Genomic DNA, 23420 nt, shown 5'->3' with positions numbered 1-23420 from the left:
ATGTTGGAGTATACGCCTTGGCTTAGCTGGGTCTTCCCCATCCTAGGAGCCCTTCTCACCCCGGCCTTGGCTAGGATTCACCCCCGGGTCAGGGACTACGCCGCCGTGGGTTTCTCCGGCCTAGGAGCCTTCATGGCCTTTCTGATGTTCCTCGGGTATCCTCAAGTGTTGAAGGGTGAGGCTTCCGCCGGCTTTTACCCTCTTTCAGTGGAGTGGATCAGGGTGGCGGGAGTTCAGGTTAAAGCAGGGATGCTGGTGGACCCCTTAAGCGTCCTCATGGCCAACGTGGCAGCTTGGATAGGCCTCCTCATCATGGTCTACAGCCTCGGCTACATGCGGGGGGACCCGGCGCTTACAAGGTACTGGTTTTTCATGAACCTCTTCATCGGCAACATGGTCCTCCTCGTCCTAGCCGATAACCTTCTCCTCCTCTTCATCGGCTGGGAGGGCGTAGGCCTGTGCAGCTACGCCCTCATAGGGTTCTGGCACAGGGACAGCCCTGAGGACAGGAAAACCAGGTGGGTCGGTGAAGGAGCGGAGGAGTATCCGCCCTCCCACTGCGGCATGAAGGCCTTCCTCACCACCAAGGTGGGAGACATCTTCCTCCTAGTCGCCATCTTCCTCATCTACTCTCAGGCTGGAACCTTCAGCTTCCTCGAGCTTCAAGGAAACCTAGCGTGGGCTCGAAGCCTGGCTGAAATGGGGCTGCTGATCCCTGCGGCCCTTTTTCTCCTCGGCGGGCCCTTGGGTAAGTCGGCGCAGCTTCCCCTCATGGAGTGGCTTCCCGACGCCATGGCCGGGCCGGCTTCGGTCAGCGCCCTCATCCACGCGGCCACCATGGTTAAGGCTGGAGTTTACTTGGTGGCGAGGGTTTTCCCCATATTCTTTTCAGCCATGCACTCCGGTCTGCCCAGCCTCATCGTCTTCTTCCAAGCGGTAGCTTGGGCAGGGGCTCTGACCGCCTTTGTAGCCGCAACCCAAGCGGTGGTTTCCCGGGAGATCAAGAAGGTATGGGCCTACTCCACCGTCAGCCAGATAGGCTACATGATGCTGGCCTTGGGCATAGCAGGATTCCTGACAGGGGACGCCTTGGTAGCCGCCTTCGCTGCGGCTCTTTTCCACCTAGTCAGCCACGCCCTGTTTAAGGCCACCCTCTTCCTTTCCTCCGGCTCCGTCTCCCATGCCTGCGAGTCCCGGTTCATGGACGACATGGGTGGGCTTAGGAGGCTTATGCCCTTCTCCTTCCTGAGCATGTTCATCGGAGCCCTAGCCCTCGCCGGGGTTCCTCCCCTCAGCGGCTTCTGGAGCAAGGAGGGAATCCTCAAGTCTGTGGTGGAGGCCTTCCAAGCCAGCGCCCAAGCTCCCTTCCTCTACACTCTGGCAGCCCTGACGGTGGGGTTAACCTTCTTCTACAGCCTAAGGGTCGTAGGCTTGGTTTTCCTCGGAGGCAAGAGCGCCCATCTTCAGAAGGCTGAAAAGCTGGGCCACCATGTCCATGAAGCTCCGCCCCTCATGTGGATTCCATACCTAGCCTTGGCCCTGATAACCGTGGCCATCGGAGCCCTTGCACCCCTACTGCTGGAGGGTTTCCTTTCCATGTTCTCCCCCTCTCTCTCAACCCTCGCCCACTTAGAGGGAGGTGAAGCCATGGAGGCTCATTCTCCGCTGGGGGAGTGGCTGGTTCTCTTGACCTCCACCCTCATGCTGGCTTTGGGCGGTATCCCTGCCTACTACGCCTACGTAGCGGGGAGGTGGAACGTGAAAGCTTGGGTGGAAAGGCGGCCTGAACTTAAGGCTCTTCAGGTCTTCCTTCTCAGAAGATGGTACATAAACCAAGCCTACTACCGGGTTTTTGTAGACCCCGCCCTCAAGCTCAGCGACCGAGCCCACAGGGTTCTGGAGTTCCACGGTTTACTCAGGTTCAGCAGCCTCGTGGCCTCAGGGGTTACCACCCTCTACAGCCGCCTCAGAAAAACCCACACAGGAGTCTTCAACGACTACGCGGTAGGCTTGATGGGAGGCCTGACGCTTCTGATAGTTCTCCTAGTCTGGCTTGGCTTAGGAGGGTGAACAGCCATGGGCCCTGAACAGCTTCTCATCCAGTCGGTGTTTCTGCCTCTGCTGGTCTCACCTCTTCTAGCCCTGCTGCCCAAGCGCATGGGTAAACAAGCCGGGTGGGCGGCTTTCGCCGTGACAGCCTACATTTCCGCCCTCCTTCTAACCTTGGCTACCCGCATCTTCACCGGCACGGTGGAGGCTTACGTGTTTCAAGTCCCTTGGGCCCCTTCGCTGGGGTTGACCTTCGGCTTCCACGCCGACGGATTGGGGGTTACCATGGCTTTAACCATAGCCCTGCTGGCCAGCATCGTAGCCCCCTACTCCATCCGCTACATGGACGGGGAACAGAACATGCCCCTCTACTATGGGCTGTATCTGCTCTACACCGCGGGAATGCTCGGCAGCGTCCTAGCTTCAGACCTCATCGAATTCTACCTCTTCTTCGAGCTGATGCTTCTGCCTTCCTGGGCTCTAGTCCACGGCTGGGGAACCGGAGACAGAGAACGCGTAGCCTTCCGGTATTTCATCTACACCCACATGGGAGCCCTCCTGTTCCTCCTAGGCATATTGGCCACCGGGGCCGCCTACGGAAGCTTCAGCCTGTTCGCTATCGAGGAAGCCTCCGCCCAGGGGCAGCCTGTGGGCTCCACGGCGGCGAGGCTTATCGTCGCAGCTCTCTTGGTGGGGCTGATGGTGAAGCTTGCCATCTTCCCCTTCCACGCGTGGCTTCCGGACACCTACGTCGAGGCGCCGACGCCCATCACCGCCCTCCTCTCCGCGACCACAAGCGGCATAGGCGGCTACGCCATTCTCCGAATTGTCTTCACCGCCTTCCCCCAGACCATCCTAGAGTTCAGCCCGGGGCTGGCGGCCATGGCCTTGGTGACCATGGTCTACGGAGCGCTCATGGCCTTGGCTCAAGACGACATCAAAAGGCTTCTGGCCTACTCCAGCATCAGCCAGATGGGCTACCTGCTTTTCGGCCTTGCGTCCTCCTCAGCCCTAGGGCTGGTGGGCGCCATCTTCCTCTACTTCAGCCATGCGACCAGTAAGGCGGCTCTCTTCATGATCTCCGGAGTCCTCACGCGGCAGGCTGGGACGAGAAGCATCAGGCAGCTGGGGGGTTTAGCCTCCAAAATGCCCTACACAGCCGTGGCCATGGTGGTAGGCTTCCTAAGCCTCTCCGGCGTTCCGCCCCTCAACGGCTTTCAGAGCGAGTGGATGATCTTTCTCGGCTTCTTCCTCCACGGAGTTGTTGAGGGGGGAGCTGTGAGGGTTGTCTTAGCCGTGGCCGCGGTGATGGCCACAGCCCTGACACTGAGCTATTCCCTGTGGACGGTGCGGAGGGTTCTCTTCAGACAGCTTCCCAGCCGCCTAAGCCGGGTGAAGGAGGCGTCAAACCTTTTCATAGTTCCCCTGATGGTGTTAACCGTCTTGACGGTGGCGACGGGAGTTTATCCTCAGTTTTTAAACCAGCTTCTCAGCCGTGTGATGGAAGCCCTAGTCCCTTAGCCTCTTACCCCGCCGCTAGGTTTTCCCGGCTTCCAGTAGGATAGGGAGTAGGCTATGAGGAAGCTTTCTAGGATGATGCCTACGGCCACGGGGAGGCTGGCGAGGTCGCTGAAGAGAAGCAGGCTGACGGCTGCCGCAGCGCCCATGTTCTTGAAGCTTGCAAAGAAGGCGTAGGTTCTGTTTCCGGTGAGCTTTAGAAGGAGGAAGCCTAAGCCGAAGGTTTTCACAGCGTGAATCAAGGTTAGGAGAGCCAACATGGAAGGCTTCCCTTCCAGAAGAAAACTCACGTTTATGCCTACCACCGTGAAGGTTATGAGGGAAAAGGCGGAGGTGGACAGAAGCTCCTTCTCCTTCACCAGAAACTCGACCTTTCTCAAAAGCTGGGAAGCGAACAAGGGTAAGAGGATGAAGAAGAAGAGAATCTGAAGGAGGAAAAGAGGGTTGAAAACCTTCGTGGCGAAAGACAGCAGAATCAAGGGAGCCAAACCGAGGGCAGCCACGTAAGTCAAAATCTCTGAGACCAAGGCCATAGGCAGGTTTTCCTTATCGGTGAGGGAGACCAAGGCAACCACGGCTATGGCGGGAGGCATGGCCGCTATGACCAGGTTTCCGTTTCTGATTTCTCCGAAGAAAAGGAAGGCAGCGGCCACCAGAAATCCTGTGAGAAGACCGTAGTTGACCAGCAAGCATGCTCCCACCTGCCGCTTGAATTCAGCCACCCTCCGCAGCTCTTCAGGGTCAAAACCGGCGCTGGCAAAGAGCATGAGAACGAAGAGGAAGCCGGGGATCAGAGGTTTAAGCGTCCAAGCTAAACTTTGAAGAGGAAAAGCTAGCACAACAGCCACTAGGACGAGCAAGCCGTAATGGAAAGTGAACCTCATCTTGATAGAACAGCCTTACAAGCTGGGTAGCAAGTTTTTACCTGAAAATTCTTTAACCGACAGAACCATGTTTAACGGTGTTCCCCTTTCAGAAGCTGGAAAGCTCGGTCCACTGCCTTTCCCGGAGTGTTTTCTCCCCAAACCTTCACTGCCTTCCTGTCGTCGAGGTATCCTCCCGCATATTTGTCCGCAGTGCCTCCGCTGCCCCGGAGGGCAACAATGGGCTTGAGCTTAAAGTAGGCGGCTATGGCTTCGATGAGGGTTCCAGCCCCGCCTCCCACAATGATGACGGCGTCGGCAGTGTAGGCGGTGATGAAATCCCGAGCCCAACCCATACCTGTGCACACCACTACATCGCAGTAGGGGTTGGCGTAGGCCTTGTCTTCTTGGGGAATGATGCCCACCACCAAACCCCCGTTTTCCTTCGCCCCACGGCTGGCAGCTTCCATGACGCCTTTTAAGCCGCCTGTTATCAGAATACCGCCCCTCCGAGCGATTTCGCAGCCTACCTCATAGGCCAGCTTGCGGGCGCTGTCAGGGCAGTGGTCATCGGCGTAGCCGATGACTAAAACTTGAGGTTTTTCTCCCATCACAACTCCACCGGAAGCCGGTATGACCGCCGTCAAGCTTTATATGTTTTCACCGCTAAAATAAAATATTCGGCAACGGATTTCATCAAGGCTGAAAAAATTGAAAGTTCATGAACTCCGCGTGGGATCCCAGAGGGTGAACATAGACTTAAAGGTCGTGGAGAAGTTGGAGGAGAGGGTGGTCACCTTCAGAGCCGACGGCTCCCAGCACCGGGTAGCCGACGTTCTGGTGGGCGATGAGTCAGGCTGCATCATTCTAACCCTTTGGGACGAGGTCATCGACCAGGTGAAGAGCGGCGATGTCCTCCGGATAGAAAACGGTTACATCTCCGTCTTCAAAAGCTCTCTGAGGCTTAACGTGGGGAGATACGGGAAGCTGAGCAGAAGCGGCGCGGAGATTCCGTCGGTCAACGTGCAGAACAACCTCTCCACACGCAGGATCCAAGTCTGATAGAAGGTTAGCTGAGTTCGTTTTTCTTAAAAAACCGGCTCGCTGGCAAAATGGCTGCTACGAAGCTGGAAGTAGTTTTAGCTTTTACTTTGGTATTTCTGCCGGTCCTCTAAGCATTTTTGGGAGTAGGGGCACCAGTCGATGCAGGAAGCTAGGTCTCGGAAGACGGTCTCCCCGCAGTTAGGACACTTAGTCTTGTATTCGTCGCTGAACAGTTCCACTTCTTCACCGCATTTGGGGCATTGGGTTGTTTCGATCTTGACGAAGGCGGAACCTGGGCATTTATCTTCCATAAGACTCCTAATTATAATAAAAAACATCCATTATATGGATTTCGTTCAAAACGCACCCTCAGTCAACATTAGCTCAGGCTATTTTCGATGCCGAAGGGTTTTAATCAGGGTCTCCAGCATATTATGGTGTCGGTCTTCATCTGACACTAGTTTCTGAAACAGCAGTTTGACTTCCTTTTCTCCGGCTTTTCTTTCCGCCTCCTTGTAGAAGAGCATCAACTCTTTCTCGATCTTCGAATGTTCTTCCAGCTCCTTTGTTCTCATACGCTCCTTGCTTTTGGGAATCCTGCCGGAGAGCATGTCTCTGACGGTTTCCAGAATGTCGCTGTGCTCCATGGTGTCCAACGCCAGCTGCCGGAACACCAGCTTCAGTACCGGGTTTTCAGCCTTCAGGGATTTTTGAAGGTAATACTCAGCCAAGTCGCTTTCAAGAGAAATGGAATGTTCAAGCTTTGACTTGAAACTGTTTTTTCTCACCAACGTTGGTTCACCTACCTATTCCCTGTGCGGCAATAAGTTAGGTGAAAAGAGCTTATTAAATTACCCATTAAACGACTTCAACAAAATGCAACTCGGCGCACGAATTTACCGAGCGTTTATTTAAAATGAGCATCACCAGTATTATGTCGTGGGAAGTTGAGAAAGATACTGATCGTGCTGGTCATCGGGTTGGTAGCCGGGATCCTTCTAGCTAGTGGGTATGTTCAACAAAAAGGAGAGTACAGTTTTCCAGAGAGTAGGAGAGAATTTGAGATTCAAGGTTTAACTTGGAGAACTGTTTCCTATTATTATCATCCGGGCATTTACGAGGAAATATACAGTCCGGAAAGCAACCTCAGACTGGTTCTAAAGGCAAAAAACGTTGGAGCCAACTATCTTTACATCAGAGCGTTCTACAATGGCACCGAGGACGGAGGTGTAATAGGAGACTACAACGAAGCCGCAACATATTTGAGAGAAGCCATTGCAACAGCCCACGATTTTGAGCTCGGAGTCTTCCTCGTACCTTATGTTGAGTCAAGAGACTACTGGATCACAAAAGAATGGAAGCTGGATGAGAAAAACTGGACGGATGTTGTTTTAAGATGAGCGGTGTTTGCTGAAGAAAACAACGTGGAGATGTTCGCTCCGGGGATTGAGATGAGCCTTATCCTAAGTGGGGATGAAGCCGGAGAATGGTACAGAGAAATATTGCCGAAGATTCGGGAGGTCTACAGCGGCAGGGTCGCTATCGCTGAACATCCATATGTTGGAATGTGGGAGGTTTTAGACAGCCACGGCGCATTTGAAGGATACGACTGCATCAGCATGACTGTTTTTCCTTGGAAGAAGTACGAAGACAGCCCATGGGACATTAGAAGTCTTGAAGATTACAGGGAGGACGTGAAAGAGCGCGCAGAGATAATAGATTACTTGGCAGAAAAATACGGCGTCGAATGCAGATTCGTCGCAACCCTAGGTATGGATGTATGGCAAGGAGCTTGGCCTAACGCAACTATCAGGGCGGAAGGATATGAAGCCGGTTTGGATGTTCTCAGAGGCTACAATTTAACCGGGGTCTTCCTTTTCCACTGGGCGTCAGAGCCTGATCACCTTGGAGACAGCGAAGAAGTTGAAAACATGCTCAGCAGAAGATGGACGGTGGAATGAGTGTTGCATTTTTGTAGGAGTTCAGACGATTTTCAGATGGGAGAGCTGAAGCTGCAGATGGCTTTCTAGGCTTGTTGGCGCATTCTTCAACGCCGTGATGAGGAAGGAATTAAATAGTCTTGAAAAATCTATTGAAATGTTACAAATACGGTTAAAGCTGTAGAGGGGTTGGTTGGTGAACATACGGACGAAATGTTTTCACACCATCGACGTGGCCAAGAAGCGGACGGCTAAAACCTACATACTGGAAACTTGGAGGCCTAACCGAGATATTCACATTATCGGAGCCTTCATGGGCCTCCTATGCGTCAAGGAAGCGCAAGGGGACTTCGAACTCTACATCTCCATAACTAGGAAGAAGATAGGCAGGTTTGAGCCTTACTTCGTCAACATGAAGAAGGATTTCCTCTTCTACATGCAAAGAGACGTTTACACCTACTGCACCGGCCCCAACGACCTAACCCAAACCATCTTCCTTCCCCCGGGAGACTACTTCTACATCAAAAAAGGCCAGCCTGTCTACGTCAACGTGGGCTACGGAAACGGTTGCGGGGAAGACTACGCCTACGACGCCTTCGCAAACCTCTACTACTACTAGCCAGCCTAGAAAAAAATGGTGGGACCGGCCGGATTTGAACCGACGACTTCCACCGGCTTGCTTCAGCCGTCTACGGGTTTCTCCCCGCTCCAGCTCCTCCTCATTCAGCCCTCGGGGCGGTCGGTGAACTTTTGAACTGAGCTGGAGCCCTTGACTGCGTTGAAGCCTTTTGGGGAAGCTTGCAGCGCAGTCGTCCTGCCTGGCTAGACTACGGTCCCACCTAATTAGAGGATAGGGTTTCCTTCAAATAAATTTTTTATCCACCCTTGAGGCCTAAGCAAACTTCGCAGAGAAGCGCGGCGCAAAAAAGAAAGGTGTGAAACGGCGGCAGATTTCCCACCCTTTTTTCCTTGGGCTGGGAGCTCTTGGTCAAGAGTGGATGGATTAGGGGAAGAATTGAGCTATAAGCCAGAGAAGGAGGTCTCCCAGCCAGAGGGCGGCGGCTGTGCCGAGGAATATAAACACCATCAGGGGCGGTTGAGGCGTAACCCAGACTTCTTCCGGCAGCTCTTCCCATCTTTCAATGGGAGGGGCTTCTTTTATTTGGAATTTGAAGCTTCGCTTCGGAGGCGGAGTCCCTCCGCTTTCCTCGGCTTCGGATTCTTCGGCAAGGGAGAGGAAACGCTTTCCTTGAAGCTTCTCTTTTTTAACCTTGTAACTGACTAGGAGGGCTAGAAGCTTTTTCCACCGAGACTCATGGGCGAAGCCTTGGAAGAGGCTTTGGTGGTGAAACGCCTTCCAAGCTATATTCCTCGCCAAGATGTAGAAGACAGCGGAAGTGGAAAGGAGGATGGTGTTGTTTAAAACGGTGAGAGGGAAAACCGGCAGCCGAATTCCCAGCCAAGGGTCTGGAGCACGAGGCGGCCATGGGAGGATGAGGCCTAGGCTGAGGAAGGCTTTGGAGTCAGCGCCGCCCCAGAGGCCTAGGTAGAAGAGTGTGAAGGAAATGAGGGTCATAACCCCCATGATGAGGCCCCATCCTAAGTAGAGCGTCCAATTGTGCGTAGGCAGAATTCGGAGAAGGGTGAGAGCAACCCCAGAAGGGGCGAGGATCATCCAAACGCGGTTGGTCACCTCCCTAGTCCGCCAGTCGCTCCAAGCGGAGTAGGCTAAGAAAGTTAAAACCAAGATGACGGCTGCGTAGTCCAGCTGCTCGGAGGCCATCAGGCTCAGCCTTCACCGATTCTTCAACACGGAAGGATTAAGGTTTTCTGGTTTCCACCGGATTCTCCAGCTGTTTGGGGATAAGAACTTGAGATTTAAATAGCTGAAATGAGAGGTTAGACAGTGCATCCCAGCCCTCCTGCGGGATAACCAAATATAAGCCGTATTGACTAGATAATTAACGTAAAGGCGCCCTAAGGTTGTCAGCCGGTAGCAAGATCACCCCTGAAGAAAAGGCTAAACTTCCAGAGGACCCTAGAAAGCTTTTGGTGGAGCTGCTTTCCGGAAAATACCCTGAACTGAGGCCTGTCTTCGACCCTGTTAAAGGGTGTAGGTATCCAGAAGTGGAGGAAGTCCTAGGGGACTCCGAGGAAGTTTCAAGCCTTCTAGAGAAGCTAACCGCAGAAGGGCTTTTGGCCAGGAAGCTTTTTGGCAAGCACCCCACTTGTCCCCACTGCCATTCGCCCAACGTGGGAACCCTAGCCCTTTGCCCCCGCTGCAAGTCCTACGACATAGAGAAGAAGATTTTGCTGGAACACTTCAAATGCGGCCACATCGACACCGAGGACCGTTATCGGACGGAGGGGAAACTCGTATGCCCTAAATGTAAAACGCCCTTAGACCCCGCGGGCAAGGATTCAAGAAAGGTGGGCATATGGTTTGTTTGCCACGCGTGTAAAAGAAAATTCGATGAACCCTACTCCCCTCATCAGTGTAGGAGCTGCGGACGCCAGTTTACGATAAGGGATGCGGAGCTGAAAGAATGCTACTCCTACACTTTGGGAGGAACAGCGGAGGTGAGGAAAGTTGTGGGGGTTATTTCCTCTGTCCGCTCTTTCCTCGAATCCTCCAACTACAAGGTGGAGAGTCCGGGGATCGTTAAAGGCAGTTCGGGGGTAGACCACAGATTCGACATCCTAGCTGTCAGGGGAGAAAACGAAAAACTCGTTGTCGAAATCGTTCAAGAGAAAGAAACCGTGGGCGAGCAACCCATCATCACCATGTTCGCCAAGGTCTACGACCTCGGCCGGATTTCCAGCGTCCTCATAGCGCTACCCCGACTGAGTCATACTGCCTCCCAGCTGGCAGCCATGTACAAGATCACGGTCATAGAGGCGGGAGACAGCGAAGAAGCTGTGACAAAGCTGAAGACAATACTGCAAAAAGCCTAAACTGGATGCTTAGCTTTCTAGAAGAATATTCTTTTTACGTTGGGGATGGCGTCGAAGTCCTTGTCGTTGGAATATATCTCCGTCACCCCCATTCTTAACATTTGGGCGGCTACGATTAGGTCGTCCCATGCTTTCCAGTCCACCCCGGCTTTTTCCTGTAGCTTCCGAGCTAAGATAAGGTCGTCGAAATTGGTTTCAACCTTTTGAATCGTCGGTAAGGACCTCAGAAAGTCTATGAATTTGGGGATGATGGAAGCTCTGTTCTTCCATCGGAGATATGCCAAGACCTGTGAAAAAATTAGGGTGGATGCCGCTGCCTTTTCCCCTTTACTTATTCTATAGACAATCCTACTGGCGGTTTCGCCATACCGTTCATCACCTGCTAGATGGTAGATGAAGATGTTGGAGTCGATGAACCTCACCGTCATTCACCCGCTAGAGAAAGTTCAACCTCCTCAAGCTTCACCTTCTTGATTTTGGCTATACCCTTTATCTCTTCGGCGGTGACGATTTTCTTGGGCCTTAGCTTGATCACGCCTTCACCAAGCTCGATGAAAAGACGATCTCCCTCCTCCAAGGCCAAGGCTTTCCTTATCTCCGACGGGATGGTGACTCTTCCTTTGTCTTTAAGTTCCACTTCCAAAATCCCACCTATAAGTGGGATAATTAGAGTGGGATATAACCTTTGCTGAAACCATCCGATTCTCACCCTATCTGCCAAGGTCTAGGACCTCGGCTGGATTTCCAGCGTCCTCATAGCACTCCCAAGCCTTAATCCCAAAAACCTTCCAGCTGACAGTCAGAGACCGAAAACAGTGAAGCCGAAACCAAACTGAAAGCTACTGTAAAGAAAAAATTAACAAAATAACCGAAGAGATGTAAAAAATTTAAGTTGCTTATTTGTTAGCCCTGAAGGTGTATTCGGCTGAGGTAACCGATATGCCGTCGTAGGTTGTTGCGTCTTGGGTGTTGAGGATGTAGGTGTCTCCTTTGTCCAAGGCCCCAGTATCCGCCCCAGACTCATGTCCTAGAAGCTCGATATATAGGGTCGTCGTGGTTCCACCGGTCAATGTAACAGTGTTCGCTGCACCGGTAAGACCTACTTGAGTAGTTAGGTTCTGAGCTGTGGCAGTTATAGAAGAGCTACTCACCTGGTACACCAGCACATGCAAGCTGCCGCCCGTGCCATTGTAGTCGTAGACATAGCCGGAAGAATTGGTTACGATGAAGTTAGCAGCAGTGACAGAAACATCCTTCGCCCCAGGATTGCTGATCTTTACTTTAAGAACCGTCGAATTATGCGTAGTAGCTGAAGAAGTATCAACATCAGAAACAGTAACCATGTCGATACTAATGGTGTATGCTTTGGGCGGGGAGGGGATGCCTGTAGATATGAAACCAGTGACCCAGCTATAGATCATGACACCGGCAACGACTGCGATGACAATCATCAGTAAGACGCCGATAATCGGAGATACAGCCTTTCTATTTCTGAGACACTTAGGCCATTTCAATCTTACCTGATCTCCAGCCGTAGAGTTATTGATGTTTTCAATTTATTTGTTGGCTTTGAAGGTGTATTCGGCTGAGGTAACCGATATGCCGTCGTAGGTTGTTGCGTCTTGGGTGTTGAGGATGTAGGTGTCTCCTTTGTCCAAGGCCCCAGTATCCGCCCCAGACTCATGTCCTAGAAGCTCGATATATAGGGTCGTCGTGGTTCCACCGGTCAATGTAACAGTGTTCGCTGCACCGGTAAGACCTACTTGAGTAGTTAGGTTCTGAGCTGTGGCAGTTATAGAAGAGCTACTCACCTGGTACACCAGCACATGCAAGCTGCCGCCCGTGCCATTGTAGTCGTAGACATAGCCGGAAGAATTGGTTACGATGAAGTTAGCAGCAGTGACAGAAACATCCTTCGCCCCAGGATTGCTGATCTTTACTTTAAGAACCGTCGAATTATGCGTAGTAGCTGAAGAAGTATCAACATCAGAAACAGTAACCGAGGAGATTGTGACTATGTATGCTGTGGGTACGGAGGGAACACCCGTAGATATGAAACCGGAGATCCAACCGTAGATCATGACACCAGCCACCACGGATATGACGATCATCAGCAGGGTAGCGATGATGGGGGATACCGCTTTTTTCTGTTTAAGCCATTTCTTCAGCGTTTTGTTTGAAAAATGTCCTCTCATGCGATATTCCTCTCCTTTTAATATCCCTCGTTGGTTAATATATTATTTTCGCCTCTTTATTGCCTCGGCTCAGCCTGTCTTTCCAGCTTCGAGCAGAATTTATAGACATACTTGTGAAAATAGATTGGAAAACAGAAAACCCGTTATACACATGAAAGGTCATTTTACAGGCCGTCCGTTGGGATTTATTATAATTATGTACATGAACATATTAATATGCTTTACTATACCCCACAAAAATACCAGCCCGCTGAAGACAAACAACAGCAAGAGCATAAACCGATATCCTTAAGAATTCCGCCAAATAAAAAGAAAATTAGCCACCGTAAATTTAAAAAGAGGTTTGTAAAAACTGGAAACCAAACTGGCAGCCGTCGAAGAGGTTAAACCCTCACCTAAACCCGCCTTCATCCACCGAGACAGGTATCTGAAGGGGATTGAAAGCATCTTCTCCCTCTTCATGACGGATGAAGACTCTAGAAACTTCCTCGCCTGCTGCCTCATCTGCAGGGACGCCAAAACCCTGCTGTCCGGAGGCTACGGCACCGGAAAGACAACCTTCATCGAAATCGCAGCCAAGATGTTCTACGGCGGAGACCTAGGCATCGTCCGATGCCACCAAGAACTGACAACCTTCGACATCCTCTGGGCCTTGGACATCCAGAAGTTCATCCAGTCCAAAATCGGGGCTGTGACACCCCGAAGCCTCGTCACCGCCCCCTTCAAGTTCATCAACGAAATCCAACGCCTCAACACCCAGTGTCAAAACTCCCTCCTCGAACTGCTCTCCGAGAAAAGTGTCATCTTCGCTGACGTTCACGCCCGCAGCCCCGACTACATCTGCTTTTTGGACATGAATCCTCACGACATCGGCACCGTAGGCCTGGTCAGAGCCTTGATGGACAGAATAGATTTCTTCCTCAATGTAAAGCTTCTCGGAGTTAAAGAAACCCACAAACTTCTACTCACCAAGTACCATAAGCGACATGTAGATGACCTCAGAACCTTAGCTGAACCCGTTTTGACGACGGAGCAGATGACGGAAATATGGCGGGACGTGGAAAAGGTAGGCGTACCCAACGAAGTTTTCCTCAAAACCACACTGGTAGCCGCCCTGCTGAGAAAGTGTATAAAAACCGACAGGTCCATAACCTCCGCCCGATACAGGATGTCCTGCGGAGGCTGCCCCTACATGGGGGAAATATGCTCCGAAATGGACCGGCCCATAGCCCATCGGTGGATAGATTCGTCCATCAGGCTTTCTAAGGCTCATGCTTGGATCGAGGGCAGGGACACCATTTCCTTCGACGACGTCCTCTGGGCTATGCAGTATACGCTGCCCCACCGCCTTGAGCTGAAGCAAAGCGTCTTCACCAAGTACGCCAACGAAGCTGAATGGGTGCTTCACAGGGTGAAAGAGGCTGTAGCTCTTAAGGAAAACCTCTGGAATGAAGCCTTAAGCCTCTTGGAGCCGGCGATGAAGGGGGATGAAGCTGCAAAAGAAAAGCTGGCTGAATTGAAAACGAAATGCCTCGCCGTCGCCGACCTCTACGAGTGGGTTGAATCCGGGGAAAAAGGCTGGGAGGTTAGACTGCCATAAAGCCCGACCATGAACTGGAGGGTTTTTTTAAACGCATAACTCTTAAGAAAAACGTTCGCTTACGCTTGAATATAGCTGAGGAAATTCCAGACCCTACCCCCTGGGACACTATCACCGTCCTCAAAAAAGACCTTCAACATCCGGAAGACATCCTCCAAGGCTGGTTGCTTTCAGAGGTTGAACTGAGAGCATCCTATCCTGGAACTTTGGAAAGACTCATGAGCTGGATCTACCTAGCTTGGGACTCCGGCGTGCAAAATCAGAGAACCCTAGTAGGCCTCTTTTCCAATGCTTTGGCTGATAAAACTTTGTTGGCGGAGGAACCCGCTCTCTATTCGAAGTTTTTCAGATACAGGCTTGAAGGCTTAAAGGCTTCCAAAAACCCTTTGGCAGAGCTTTTTTTCAAGGCCTCCAAGTCTCTCATGGGGGGTAGCTATAAAATCGGCGGCATAGCAGCAGAGGTTAGAGAGGTAGTGTTTGAAAGACCCCTTGATCCCGCAACCCGCCTCAGGCTTCTGCTGGACTTGCTACCGAAGGAGATGCTTTCCCAGCCGAAGGAAGCTCCCCGAGAATTTTTGGTCTACGGCTCCATTTCAGAATCCACCCCCTCCTTCGCAATATCCTCGGATGAGATGGAAAAACTGCTACGGTCGCTGCTGTCCATGGGCGCAACGCCCACTAAGCTTAGATCCTTCTGGGAAGACGTACACCTCTGCTTGAGTTCGTCGCTGGAGTTTGAGGAAGAAAGAAAGAAATTCGACGACTACATCAAGAGCCAAATCGGCTATCTGCGAAAATCAATCCTCCAACCCAGTAGAATGGTTTTAGACACTGCGGAGTTGATAGAGAGGCTGGTCTCTGAATACATTCATGAACTGGAGAAGGAAGGCGTAAAGGCGACGGTGGAGGATAGGATAAAATATACAAGACATTTCCAAGAGGTTCTCGACTCGATGAAGGGAAGATACATCAAACTCACTGGAAGGGAAAAATCCCATCTTCTCAGGATGACGACAAAGCTCTACCTCAGTAACGTGTTCATCGAAGTAGCCCATGAGCTTCGAGGGTTTAGAAAGCACTATACACCGCCGCCCATGGGAGCTTGGAGGATCGGCGACCACATCAAAGCACTGTCCATACCAGACACCTACAGGGTTTACGGCATGTTCATTCCCGGAATCTTCGCCATGAAACGCTGGGAGTGGTGGCAGCGGAGAGAATTCGCCGACATTTGCATTCTCATGGACGTTTCCGGGTCGACGGCGATAGACAACAAGATAGACAGCATAAGGGAGGCTGTCTTCTGCCTGGTTGAAGCCTGCCGATTTGGCTCCGATAGCATTACATTCATACCTTTCAGCACGGGTGTGAACTTCGATCTCGTGAAGATGCACTCCAAGGACTACGATACCATAGAAGACTTGGTCATCAGCCTTGAGCCTCAGGGTTACACCAACATCACTCCAGCTTTGGTGACGGCCATCAGATCCGCTGAGGAGAGAGGCTACCAGAGCACCTACATCTTCACCGATGGAGGAGTGTGGGACGGCGAGACCGCTCAAGGACTACTAGAAATCCTAGCCAGATACGGGAAGATCTACCTTTTCCTCGTAGGGGACAAGGTTGAATATCTGCACGAAAGCGGCCGTGCCATCGCCTCTTTTGCCACCGTGCATGAAGTCAGCCTTGGAGAATCGTTGGTTGAAGGCGCTCTTAACGAATATTTTAATAAGTAACTTAGGAGGAAGATAATTCACACAGGTTTAGAAGGTAGACTCTATGGCTACGTATGAAGCTGAATTTGAGGCGCTTCTAGGCCACATGAAGACGGTGGTGGAGGACATTGAACAAGTCCACACGACCAAGCAGATGATCTATAAATTAAAATCGGACATCATTGACTTGCTACGGGTTGTCATGTCTAATGCCGAACTGGACAAGGTCGAGATTCCGCCCTCAGCTTATGGTGAACTGCCAAAGATTAAGGGAAAAGAAATCGAATCAGCCGTACTAGACCATTCAGGTATAGTGGTGATTAAGAGAAAAGGTAAAAAGGAAGGAGAAGAAGAGGGGGAGATCTCTTTCCAAGATTTGAGGGAATACCACCCGGAGGCAACCATACGCCTCTTCAACGTTGTCATGCCTATATTGAGGGAAGAGATATCGAGACGCAGAAAGCTTCATGAGAAACATCTGGAAGCCCTCCAAGCCATCAAGGAAAGCCTAGCAAGTGTGGAAAAACGTCGAAAGCTTTGAAAGCCTCGAACAAGGATAGATGGCTCCATGCCTTGGAAGGGTTGGGTCCGTGAGAGGAAAGCGGCTGGCACTGTTGTCACTGTAATCCTCATGATAGGTGTGGTGGCAACAGTGGGAATCATCATTGTTCAGGCTGGGCTGTCGATGCTCGTTGAAAGCCAAGTTTCCATTGGAACTTTCACCGACGTAAGTAAGGTGAAAATCCGGGAAAGATTCGTGGTGGATGATGTTTGGTTTAACTCCTCCACGAATGCTATTGTTTCAGTGGGCAACGTTGGGGGGGTCCCTGTTACGATAATAGCTATCTCTTTCAATGGGACGGATATATCTCCATTTGAGGAGGTAACCATCGGGATAGACCAATGGGTGAGTATCGCCGTAGACAGCCCTTTCCCTGAGGGGTGGACCGAAGGGGGGGTTTACGTAGTTGAGGTGTTCAGTGAGCTGGGGAATGTTCACCGAAGTACATGGAAAGTGTAAAATGAGACGAAAAGGTCAGGCAACCGTCTTAGGTATAATTTTCTTTCTCGTACTTTTAATGGCTTCCGTCAGCACCATATACTATTTCACCTACAAGATTAACGAATACCATTCGGCTGTGCAGGCTGCAAGTGAATTTGACATAAACAGACTTCATGAAAAACTTGTAATAACCAGCGCTTACCTGAATGAGGAAGGAAAACTCGTCATCAACATGACTAACCGAGGGACGGTAACCGTCCACCCCATAAGGTTGTGGATAATCAACCAAACGGATAATATGCACTATAGCTACAATTTCACAAATCCACCGCTCTACCTAGAGCCAGGAGAATCCCTCAGCAACACCACCAAGGTCACTTTGACCTTTGGGAAGGACTACGCGATACGTGTTGTAACGGAAAGAGGGAATATTGCAAGCTACAATTTAGTTCCTGAAGTGAAGATGCATCTCGGTATTGTGGCCCCTGGTTTTGTTCCTACCGACGAGCAGATAAATGTGGTTTTAATCTACACCAACAATGACACATCTGCCAATTTCGTATACAACCTGCAACCAACTTTATCGTTCACAGACGGGGCCACGCTTTTGGAGGGACCTACGCCGGCAAGCATCAGCCTTCTGCCTAAGGACAGCACCGCGGTCTTCAGGTATAAGTTTCAAGCTCCAGGAGAAAGCACAACCATAACATTCAACGCATCTTTCGTAGGGGCTCCTCAGGGAAACTTCGTAACAGCTACAACCGAAGTTGGAATAGTGGCTTTTGCCGAACAGAGCGAAGCAGCCTTAAACGTCGAAACAGCCGGCTCAGCGGCAGTGGACACCGAAGGCCGGCTGTATTTTCATGATCAGAGTGTTCTGGACGGCCGAATAATGGATCCCTTGCTACCTACAGGTACAGCTGTGTCTGTTGTTAATCCTGATATAAAATTCTATACGGTCAACGACACCAACACGAGGACAATTCCGGCCGGCGATTGGAACCTGTCGATTTACTATAAGCGTCCGGGTTCCGGGCCGGCTACGACGGTTAGAATAATCTACGAAGTGGTTTCTCAAAACGGATCAACTGTCGTTACTACCATAGACGATTTTACGGTTGGGTTTCCACGTTCAGAGGCTATAACGCTTTGGACGTACACCACAACAGAGCCTGAGGTGAATATGAGTACTCAGGAGAGGCTCAGACTGTCCATCATCTACCAGAGCGGAAGAGACCTCACCATTTATTTCGATTCCTCATCAAGGGATAGTCATCTTCAAACCCCTATCCCGGATCCGCTCTTTCCAACGTCCATAGATGTTGAGTCTGGAGAACCCATTTTAGTCAGAATTTCGAATCCTAGCAATGCGTCCATTGTGGTGAATCATCTCTCGCGAATTATATTACGCAGCACGCAGGACAATACAACATATGCAGGCATTATAACAGACTGGGCTGAAACCAGCGACCCAACCCTCACTACACCCATAAACAGTGATCAAGATTCCAGAATAATAGCTCCCGGAGATTCTCTTTACCTCAAATTTAGCGCTCCAACAACCATTCCAAGCAGAACAGGGGATCAGGGGTCATATCCCCCTAGTGGCACCTATAGATTGATAGTTCATTTAGAAGGATACGATTCCAACGGCGCCCTCTTTGTCAGAATCCTAGATTTCGGCGATGTAGATGTCGTTTAAATTTATAGACAAATACTGAAAAACAAGCTCTCTTCCTTAATGTTTCTCTTTTATGTAGAGAATTAAAAATTCAGAACTCGGTTATTGGATGATCACGTGAAAAAGCTTATTGAGTGTTTAATTCTTCCCACTATTCTTCAAGCTTGCCTTAAGCCATGAAGAAAGTGAAAGTGAGGAGAGTTGCGATCAACATGATGACAGAGTGCTTCAACCCGTTGGTTAAGCCGCCCTCCCCCATCTGCCCGGCCATGAGGCCTCCGAAAAAAGCCACTACCACTGCTGTATGGAAGTATATCCTAAGGTATTCCAACGGGGTGAGAGGGGACTCCTGAGCCCGTATGGCCCCGATGCTTCCCGCCAGCTCCCCAGTGAGCAGCCGGAGGATGAAAGTGGTGTAAACTAACACCACGGTCAGCAGCATGACTGCGAAGCCGAGGTAGATTATGTAGATGTTAGGCCTCATGCTGGTCAACCGCTCCCTCTCCAAGTCTTCAACGTTTCGAATGTGCTTCGCTATCGACTCCATGATCTCTAAGATATCTCCCCCGGTACGCCCGGATTCGATGATGAGCATCACAGCCCTCCGCACCAGAGGCGTGTCCAAACGCTCAGCCATAGCTTGCAGAGCCTCCTCATAGGGTACGCCCCAAGATATCTTAGCCAAAGCCCACCTGAGATGCTCAGAAAGGGGGCCGTAGTCTCTTTTCGCCGTATATTCCAGAGCTCGAATGAAGGTCATCCCTGTATATTGAGCGTTCGCTATATCCCTGAGAAAGTTAGGCACATTTCTGTCCACCGCCTTCTTCCACCGCCAATGGAGATGGTGGAGAACCCCTGGAGGGAGAATCATTATGACTACGGAGATAACCATGAGTTTATCTACCCACAGAACACCGAGATATGACGGAAGAAAATACGGTATTCCCAGCAGTTTGAAGAGACCTAAAAATTCCGGAAGCCCGAAGAAATAGGGGCCCAGCAAAGCAAGAAAGATTATGGCGAACCCTACGCCGCAGGAGACTGCCCAGCCGATTTTTATATCCCTTTTCTCGATCACGACAGATTACACCTGAGGAGCTCCCGTTCTCAGAATCGCTAAGAACAGAATAGAGATAAAGGGCAGCATCAAGTAAACCACACTGTATACAAAGATCGGCTGAGTTAGAAACCCCCCTGGGAGAAGGGAAGCTGTGCTGAAGCTGACGATGAATATCAGAGGAAAGACAGCTATGATAGCTACAGCGGACTCGGCCAGCATCCCAAGCCTCCCAACGAACATGCGGATGATGTCAGCTTGGCGCTTTGTCAGCTCATCCGTCCTAGTCCTCAGATACTCAGACAGATCTCCTCCTGAATAAATGAGGGCTACAAACCCTTCAAGAACATCCGCGTACAGCTTGGAGGGGGCGCGCTCAATGGCACTGTGCAAAGCTGAAAGAAAATCAACCCCAAAAATGTCTACGTCTCTGATGATCAACCTGGCTTGGGTGCAGATTCCCCGAATTTCAGGTTTGGCTGCGAGAGCTCTAAAGATCCTTTCAGGCGACAAGCCGGCTGTGGCTAAGATGGACATGTAGCTTACAGCGTAGAGGAGAGAATTCTCAATCTTTCTCTTCTCAACACCCACCACAAAGCTGGGGTAGAGATAGATCGAAAGAAACGTTGTCGCCGCCGAGAAGCCGGCTATTATGAGAGGGAGCGATAGAAAAGGAAACGAAACACCGAGAAAATAGATTATTTGGGTTTTAAGGAAGAAAATATTTATGCTCAAAGTAATCCCCAAGGTTACCGCAAAAGACATGATGGTTGCGAAAATGAGAAAACTCACATAGGCCCTGAAATCCACCGGAAGACCGGCTTTGATGAACTTACTCCTCAACCCTTTAAGGTGGGGGAGCAGAGGATCGATCTTTGATGCCAAAAAACCGTAAGAAGCATACCAAGGTTTCTCCAAAACTCCCGCGGACATTCCACCTTTGCCTTTGACTTGCTTAACCTTTTCAGACTTGCCTTCTTTCCTAGAAGGACTCATGCCTCAAGACCGTATCTGGCTTTTGCATAAAGACGTTGAGGGTCGACGTAGAACTGCCTGATAACTTGAGCTACATCTATATAGCGTCTGATGTTGCTGGCCACCATCCATTTGAGGATTTGGGTTCTCATTTTCAGATCCTCCCTAATATCAGCTTCCGTCATGTTTTTGGCGGCCATGACTTTACTGATAAAGTTGCTTCTTCCTTCGAAGGCAAAGGAGTCATCGTCTGGTTTCCACTCGTAGATTAGGTTGGTTAGAAGATGCTTGGTTGAAGGGTCTATGCCCACCAACTCAGTGCAGTTTAACATACGTCTGACAGACCGTTCACCAACTTGAACCTTGCCTAAAATTGTTACAGCATTCAAGCTGGCGATGAAATTCCTCGGAATCTTCATAGGCTCAGATTCTAAACGGTAAATGACGGATTGAACGGAATCTCCATGTATGCTACTTAAACCCCCATGGCCGGTGGTCACGGCTTGGAAAAGCGTGTAAGCTTCCTCTCCACGGATCTCCCCTACTATGATGTAGTCGGGTCTTTGCCTCATCGCATTCTTCAACAGGTCGAAGAGGCTGATCTCAGCCGTCTCCCCCGCAGGACCGAAACCTGAACGGGTAAGAGCCTGAATTAGGTTTTCTTGGGGAATGTTAAGCTCCGCTGTGTCTTCAATGGTGACTATCTTAAGCTCCGGTCGGATGAACATGGCAAGGCAGTTGAGGAACGTCGTCTTACCGGAAGCCACACCTCCAGAGACTAAAATAGAGGCCTTGTTCTCGACTAGAAACCAGAAATAGGCTCCGATTTCCGCGGAGATGGTGTTGAAGGCGATGAGATCCGTGATGGTCAACGGGTCTGCTCTGAACTTGCGGATGGTGAAACTGCTTCCTTTTTTTGTAACCTCCGAGCCGAAGGTTGCATTAAGCCTGCTACCATCCGGCAGCGAACCGTCAACAATAGGTTGAGCGACGGAAATATGACGTCCGGCCAAGTAGGATAATCTCACAACAAACCTGTCAAGCTCTTCAGCCGACTCAAAGACCACGTTGGTTGGCATGGACTCGTATTCTCTATGCCATACGTAGATGGGAATCTTGGGTCCATCGCAAGAAATGTCTTCTATCATGTGATCCCGCATGAGAGGCTCGATCTTGCTGAGATAAACGAAATCTCGAATTAAATAGTAGGTGAGTTTATCCACGGCTTCCGGGCTGAGTTTAATCTTGTACCTTTTAATAATACTTTGAATTTTTTCTTTGAGGAAGGCTTCCCTTCTCTCGTGACTGCCCAGCTCTTCTGTGGCAACTTCCAATTCCTCAACAAGTATTTCTCTCAATCTCTCCATGATCCGGGACTCAGACTCGTTGAGGACTGGCTCTATGACAACATACCGATGCCGTCCCATCTCATCACGGGTAATTGCCACATGAGCATACGGGGGTAGCACAGGATGAATGTCTATAATTTTCTCTGGAAGTTTTGGTGTGAGAATCTCCGGTTTAGCTCCCGTCTTTCCGGTTTCAGACTTCGGTTTACCCCGCCCTATCAGTTTCACAACCAAGCAACCCCCTCTTGAAAACCAGAGTTGCCAACCCATGCTTGAACATCCATCTGAAGACAGCTCCCAGGATCTATGTTTCCACCCATCGCCGGAACCTTAACAGACGCCTCTTTGTCTTGGGCGCCTAAAGGATTAAAGCTGTTTTCAATTTGAATGGAAAGGATTATTCCCTTTCTTTGAGTTCTCAAGTCTCTTCCACAGTACTTAACCTTTTCTCCATCAAAATGTCCTTTCGACGCCGAGTAAGTCAGCTTTTTTCTCCTGTGATGTATAAAAAAGGGCTTCAAAAAATTCGCCTTCGCATTAAAGAGATATCTTTGCAATGTCAAATAGGACTAGACTATCCGCTCCGCTCTCTCAATGTAGAGTCCCCTGTTTGAAATCATAAAGGAGTGAGTTTTCGTTTTATGGAGAACTTTCCTCAACTTAGTGATGGTAAACACTCCTTCATATTCTCTGCCTCTTTCCTGCATACCGAATTCGAATACTCCATCCGCTAAATGTTTGAGAGCCTGAATCTTCTGCTCCTCATGAACCCCCCTAGGCAGCAGTATAAAATGTAAGCCTGAATGGTGACGGACCACCATCCGCATGTACAGCACCGTATCCATCACATCTCTGAAGTCGTAGCGTAAGATGAGATGGGAGATATGCAACGCTGTCCACCTTCCTTCCTTAACCCTAGCTAAAAAATCCCTTTTCAGTGTTGTTAAGGTCTGACTCAGGAGAAGCTTAACTTCAGGGGTTTTACTGGGAGATAGCTCTGAAAGCTCCTGTAAGTCTGGAGAGAGTGCGTTGACAAAGACCCACGATCCTTTCTCCATAAACTCGGTAAGGTCCCAATTGTAGACGGACATATCCTCTAAGACATCGGAGCTGGAAGTTTCAACAATGTAATAGGCGACCTTCCCTCCCTCAAGAACGTGGTTGTAGAAAATCTGACGAACGAAGGTATCATAATGAGAGCCAGTCTCGCCGAGGACGAGGACTAGGCTCTTATCTGGTAGACCTCCCCCGAGGACATCGTCTAAACCCTCCACACCCGTCTTTATGAGTTCAGCCATACGCGTAAATCTGCCTCTTCTATGACTTGAACACCATCACGCCTAAACAGCAACTTTTAAAGATATTTTCCCTCTCCCATAAAAACACGGCACATCCCAAATTAATGGTTTATTTGTTTCGCAGTTATAAGTTCACTTATAACACATGCATAAGTACTTAAAGAAATTTCGAATAGAA

The 23420-nt window shown here is 50.2% G+C and carries 26 protein-coding genes and 1 tRNA gene; 12 read left to right on the top strand and 15 right to left on the bottom strand.

Annotated features, from left to right (window positions below; genetic code table 11):
- Positions 1-3 precede the first annotated feature (3 nt).
- Both BWM17_RS05985 and BWM17_RS05980 read left to right on the top strand, forming a co-directional pair.
- Positions 4-2070: an NADH-quinone oxidoreductase subunit L gene (locus tag BWM17_RS05985; RefSeq protein ID WP_309493032.1), complete on the top strand. Its 2067-nt coding sequence runs from the start codon at positions 4-6 to the stop codon at positions 2068-2070.
- Positions 2071-2076: 6 nt separating this feature from the next.
- Positions 2077-3570 (top strand): NADH-quinone oxidoreductase subunit M, encoded by a 1494-nt coding sequence (locus tag BWM17_RS05980; RefSeq protein WP_309493031.1) that lies wholly within the window; start codon positions 2077-2079, stop codon positions 3568-3570.
- On the opposite strand, the gene BWM17_RS05975 is transcribed toward BWM17_RS05980, so the two are convergent.
- Both BWM17_RS05975 and BWM17_RS05970 read right to left on the bottom strand, forming a co-directional pair.
- Positions 3567-4451: a hypothetical protein gene (locus BWM17_RS05975; RefSeq protein ID WP_309493030.1), complete on the bottom strand. Its 885-nt coding sequence runs from the start codon at positions 4449-4451 to the stop codon at positions 3567-3569. The two genes, BWM17_RS05980 and BWM17_RS05975, sit on opposite strands and share 4 nt — an antisense overlap.
- Before the next feature lie 71 nt (positions 4452-4522).
- Complete coding sequence (locus BWM17_RS05970; RefSeq protein ID WP_309493029.1) at positions 4523-5077, bottom strand: TIGR00725 family protein; 555 nt, start codon at positions 5075-5077, stop codon at positions 4523-4525.
- A 64-nt stretch (positions 5078-5141) separates the two neighbouring features.
- Between BWM17_RS05970 and BWM17_RS05965 the strand changes: the two genes are divergently transcribed.
- Positions 5142-5492, top strand: a complete 351-nt coding sequence (locus BWM17_RS05965) for an OB-fold nucleic acid binding domain-containing protein (protein WP_309493028.1) — start codon at positions 5142-5144, stop codon at positions 5490-5492.
- A gap of 77 nt (positions 5493-5569) precedes the next feature.
- Here BWM17_RS05965 and BWM17_RS05960 read toward each other — a convergent pair whose 3' ends face one another.
- On the bottom strand, positions 5570-5785 hold the full coding sequence (locus tag BWM17_RS05960) for a hypothetical protein (protein ID WP_309493027.1): 216 nt from the start codon (positions 5783-5785) through the stop codon (positions 5570-5572).
- 78 nt (positions 5786-5863) lie between these two features.
- Complete coding sequence (locus BWM17_RS05955; protein ID WP_309493737.1) at positions 5864-6262, bottom strand: ferritin family protein; 399 nt, start codon at positions 6260-6262, stop codon at positions 5864-5866.
- 159 nt (positions 6263-6421) lie between these two features.
- Between BWM17_RS05955 and BWM17_RS05950 the strand changes: the two genes are divergently transcribed.
- The 3 genes from BWM17_RS05950 to BWM17_RS05940 all read left to right on the top strand — a co-directional run bounded on the left by BWM17_RS05950 (position 6422) and on the right by BWM17_RS05940 (position 8033).
- Complete coding sequence (locus BWM17_RS05950) at positions 6422-6874, top strand: hypothetical protein (protein WP_309493026.1); 453 nt, start codon at positions 6422-6424, stop codon at positions 6872-6874.
- A gap of 3 nt (positions 6875-6877) precedes the next feature.
- Complete coding sequence (locus BWM17_RS05945; RefSeq protein WP_309493025.1) at positions 6878-7435, top strand: hypothetical protein; 558 nt, start codon at positions 6878-6880, stop codon at positions 7433-7435.
- Between the two features lie 175 nt (positions 7436-7610).
- Positions 7611-8033, top strand: coding sequence for a hypothetical protein (locus BWM17_RS05940; protein WP_309493024.1), 423 nt, complete (start codon positions 7611-7613; stop codon positions 8031-8033).
- 16 nt (positions 8034-8049) lie between these two features.
- On the opposite strand, the gene BWM17_RS05935 is transcribed toward BWM17_RS05940, so the two are convergent.
- Positions 8050-8251: transfer RNA gene (locus BWM17_RS05935), tRNA-OTHER, on the bottom strand.
- Between the two features lie 166 nt (positions 8252-8417).
- Entirely contained in the window at positions 8418-9197 is a 780-nt protein-coding gene (locus tag BWM17_RS05930; RefSeq protein ID WP_309493023.1) for an A24 family peptidase, read from the bottom strand.
- A gap of 200 nt (positions 9198-9397) precedes the next feature.
- On the opposite strand from BWM17_RS05930, the gene BWM17_RS05925 reads away from it, so the two are divergent.
- Complete coding sequence (locus BWM17_RS05925) at positions 9398-10369, top strand: hypothetical protein (RefSeq protein WP_309493022.1); 972 nt, start codon at positions 9398-9400, stop codon at positions 10367-10369.
- 17 nt (positions 10370-10386) lie between these two features.
- On the opposite strand, the gene BWM17_RS05920 is transcribed toward BWM17_RS05925, so the two are convergent.
- From BWM17_RS05920 to BWM17_RS05905, 4 genes are all read right to left on the bottom strand, one after another.
- Entirely contained in the window at positions 10387-10797 is a 411-nt protein-coding gene (locus BWM17_RS05920) for a type II toxin-antitoxin system VapC family toxin (RefSeq protein ID WP_309493021.1), read from the bottom strand.
- On the bottom strand, positions 10794-11006 hold the full coding sequence (locus BWM17_RS05915) for an AbrB/MazE/SpoVT family DNA-binding domain-containing protein (protein WP_309493736.1): 213 nt from the start codon (positions 11004-11006) through the stop codon (positions 10794-10796). Before BWM17_RS05915 ends, BWM17_RS05920 begins: the two co-directional genes overlap by 4 nt.
- A gap of 259 nt (positions 11007-11265) precedes the next feature.
- On the bottom strand, positions 11266-11883 hold the full coding sequence (locus BWM17_RS05910; RefSeq protein ID WP_309493020.1) for an archaellin/type IV pilin N-terminal domain-containing protein: 618 nt from the start codon (positions 11881-11883) through the stop codon (positions 11266-11268).
- A gap of 42 nt (positions 11884-11925) precedes the next feature.
- Positions 11926-12564, bottom strand: coding sequence for an archaellin/type IV pilin N-terminal domain-containing protein (locus tag BWM17_RS05905; protein WP_309493019.1), 639 nt, complete (start codon positions 12562-12564; stop codon positions 11926-11928).
- A 460-nt stretch (positions 12565-13024) separates the two neighbouring features.
- Between BWM17_RS05905 and BWM17_RS05900 the strand changes: the two genes are divergently transcribed.
- The 5 genes from BWM17_RS05900 to BWM17_RS05880 all read left to right on the top strand — a co-directional run bounded on the left by BWM17_RS05900 (position 13025) and on the right by BWM17_RS05880 (position 18584).
- Positions 13025-14164, top strand: coding sequence for a MoxR family ATPase (locus BWM17_RS05900; RefSeq protein ID WP_309493018.1), 1140 nt, complete (start codon positions 13025-13027; stop codon positions 14162-14164).
- A gap of 65 nt (positions 14165-14229) precedes the next feature.
- Positions 14230-15900 (top strand): vWA domain-containing protein, encoded by a 1671-nt coding sequence (locus BWM17_RS05895; RefSeq protein WP_309493017.1) that lies wholly within the window; start codon positions 14230-14232, stop codon positions 15898-15900.
- Positions 15901-15943: 43 nt separating this feature from the next.
- Positions 15944-16420: a hypothetical protein gene (locus tag BWM17_RS05890; protein ID WP_309493016.1), complete on the top strand. Its 477-nt coding sequence runs from the start codon at positions 15944-15946 to the stop codon at positions 16418-16420.
- Between the two features lie 27 nt (positions 16421-16447).
- Positions 16448-16900 carry a hypothetical protein gene (locus BWM17_RS05885; protein ID WP_309493015.1) on the top strand — a complete coding sequence of 151 codons (453 nt, stop codon included), beginning with the start codon at positions 16448-16450 and terminating at the stop codon, positions 16898-16900.
- A 58-nt stretch (positions 16901-16958) separates the two neighbouring features.
- Positions 16959-18584, top strand: coding sequence for a hypothetical protein (locus BWM17_RS05880; RefSeq protein ID WP_309493014.1), 1626 nt, complete (start codon positions 16959-16961; stop codon positions 18582-18584).
- 148 nt (positions 18585-18732) lie between these two features.
- Here BWM17_RS05880 and BWM17_RS05875 read toward each other — a convergent pair whose 3' ends face one another.
- Genes BWM17_RS05875 through BWM17_RS05855 form a run of 5 tightly spaced genes read right to left on the bottom strand, consistent with a single transcriptional unit; the run spans position 18733 to position 23242 of the window.
- Positions 18733-19641 (bottom strand): type II secretion system F family protein, encoded by a 909-nt coding sequence (locus BWM17_RS05875; RefSeq protein WP_309493013.1) that lies wholly within the window; start codon positions 19639-19641, stop codon positions 18733-18735.
- A gap of 6 nt (positions 19642-19647) precedes the next feature.
- A complete protein-coding gene (locus BWM17_RS05870) occupies positions 19648-20616 on the bottom strand; it encodes a type II secretion system F family protein (protein WP_309493012.1) in 969 nt (322 codons plus the stop codon).
- Positions 20613-22172 carry a type II/IV secretion system ATPase subunit gene (locus BWM17_RS05865; protein WP_309493735.1) on the bottom strand — a complete coding sequence of 520 codons (1560 nt, stop codon included), beginning with the start codon at positions 22170-22172 and terminating at the stop codon, positions 20613-20615. Before BWM17_RS05865 ends, BWM17_RS05870 begins: the two co-directional genes overlap by 4 nt.
- Positions 22169-22465 carry a hypothetical protein gene (locus BWM17_RS05860; protein WP_309493011.1) on the bottom strand — a complete coding sequence of 99 codons (297 nt, stop codon included), beginning with the start codon at positions 22463-22465 and terminating at the stop codon, positions 22169-22171. Before BWM17_RS05860 ends, BWM17_RS05865 begins: the two co-directional genes overlap by 4 nt.
- Before the next feature lie 48 nt (positions 22466-22513).
- Positions 22514-23242: an RAD55 family ATPase gene (locus BWM17_RS05855; RefSeq protein ID WP_309493010.1), complete on the bottom strand. Its 729-nt coding sequence runs from the start codon at positions 23240-23242 to the stop codon at positions 22514-22516.
- Between the last annotated feature and the right edge of the window lie 178 nt (positions 23243-23420).

Source organism: Candidatus Hecatella orcuttiae (assembly GCF_002009985.1).
In the GTDB taxonomy this organism is placed as follows: domain Archaea; phylum Thermoproteota; class Bathyarchaeia; order Hecatellales; family Hecatellaceae; genus Hecatella; species Hecatella orcuttiae.
The sequence above is the reverse complement of the archived record's forward strand: the minus strand, read 5'-3'. Positions and strand labels throughout refer to the sequence as shown.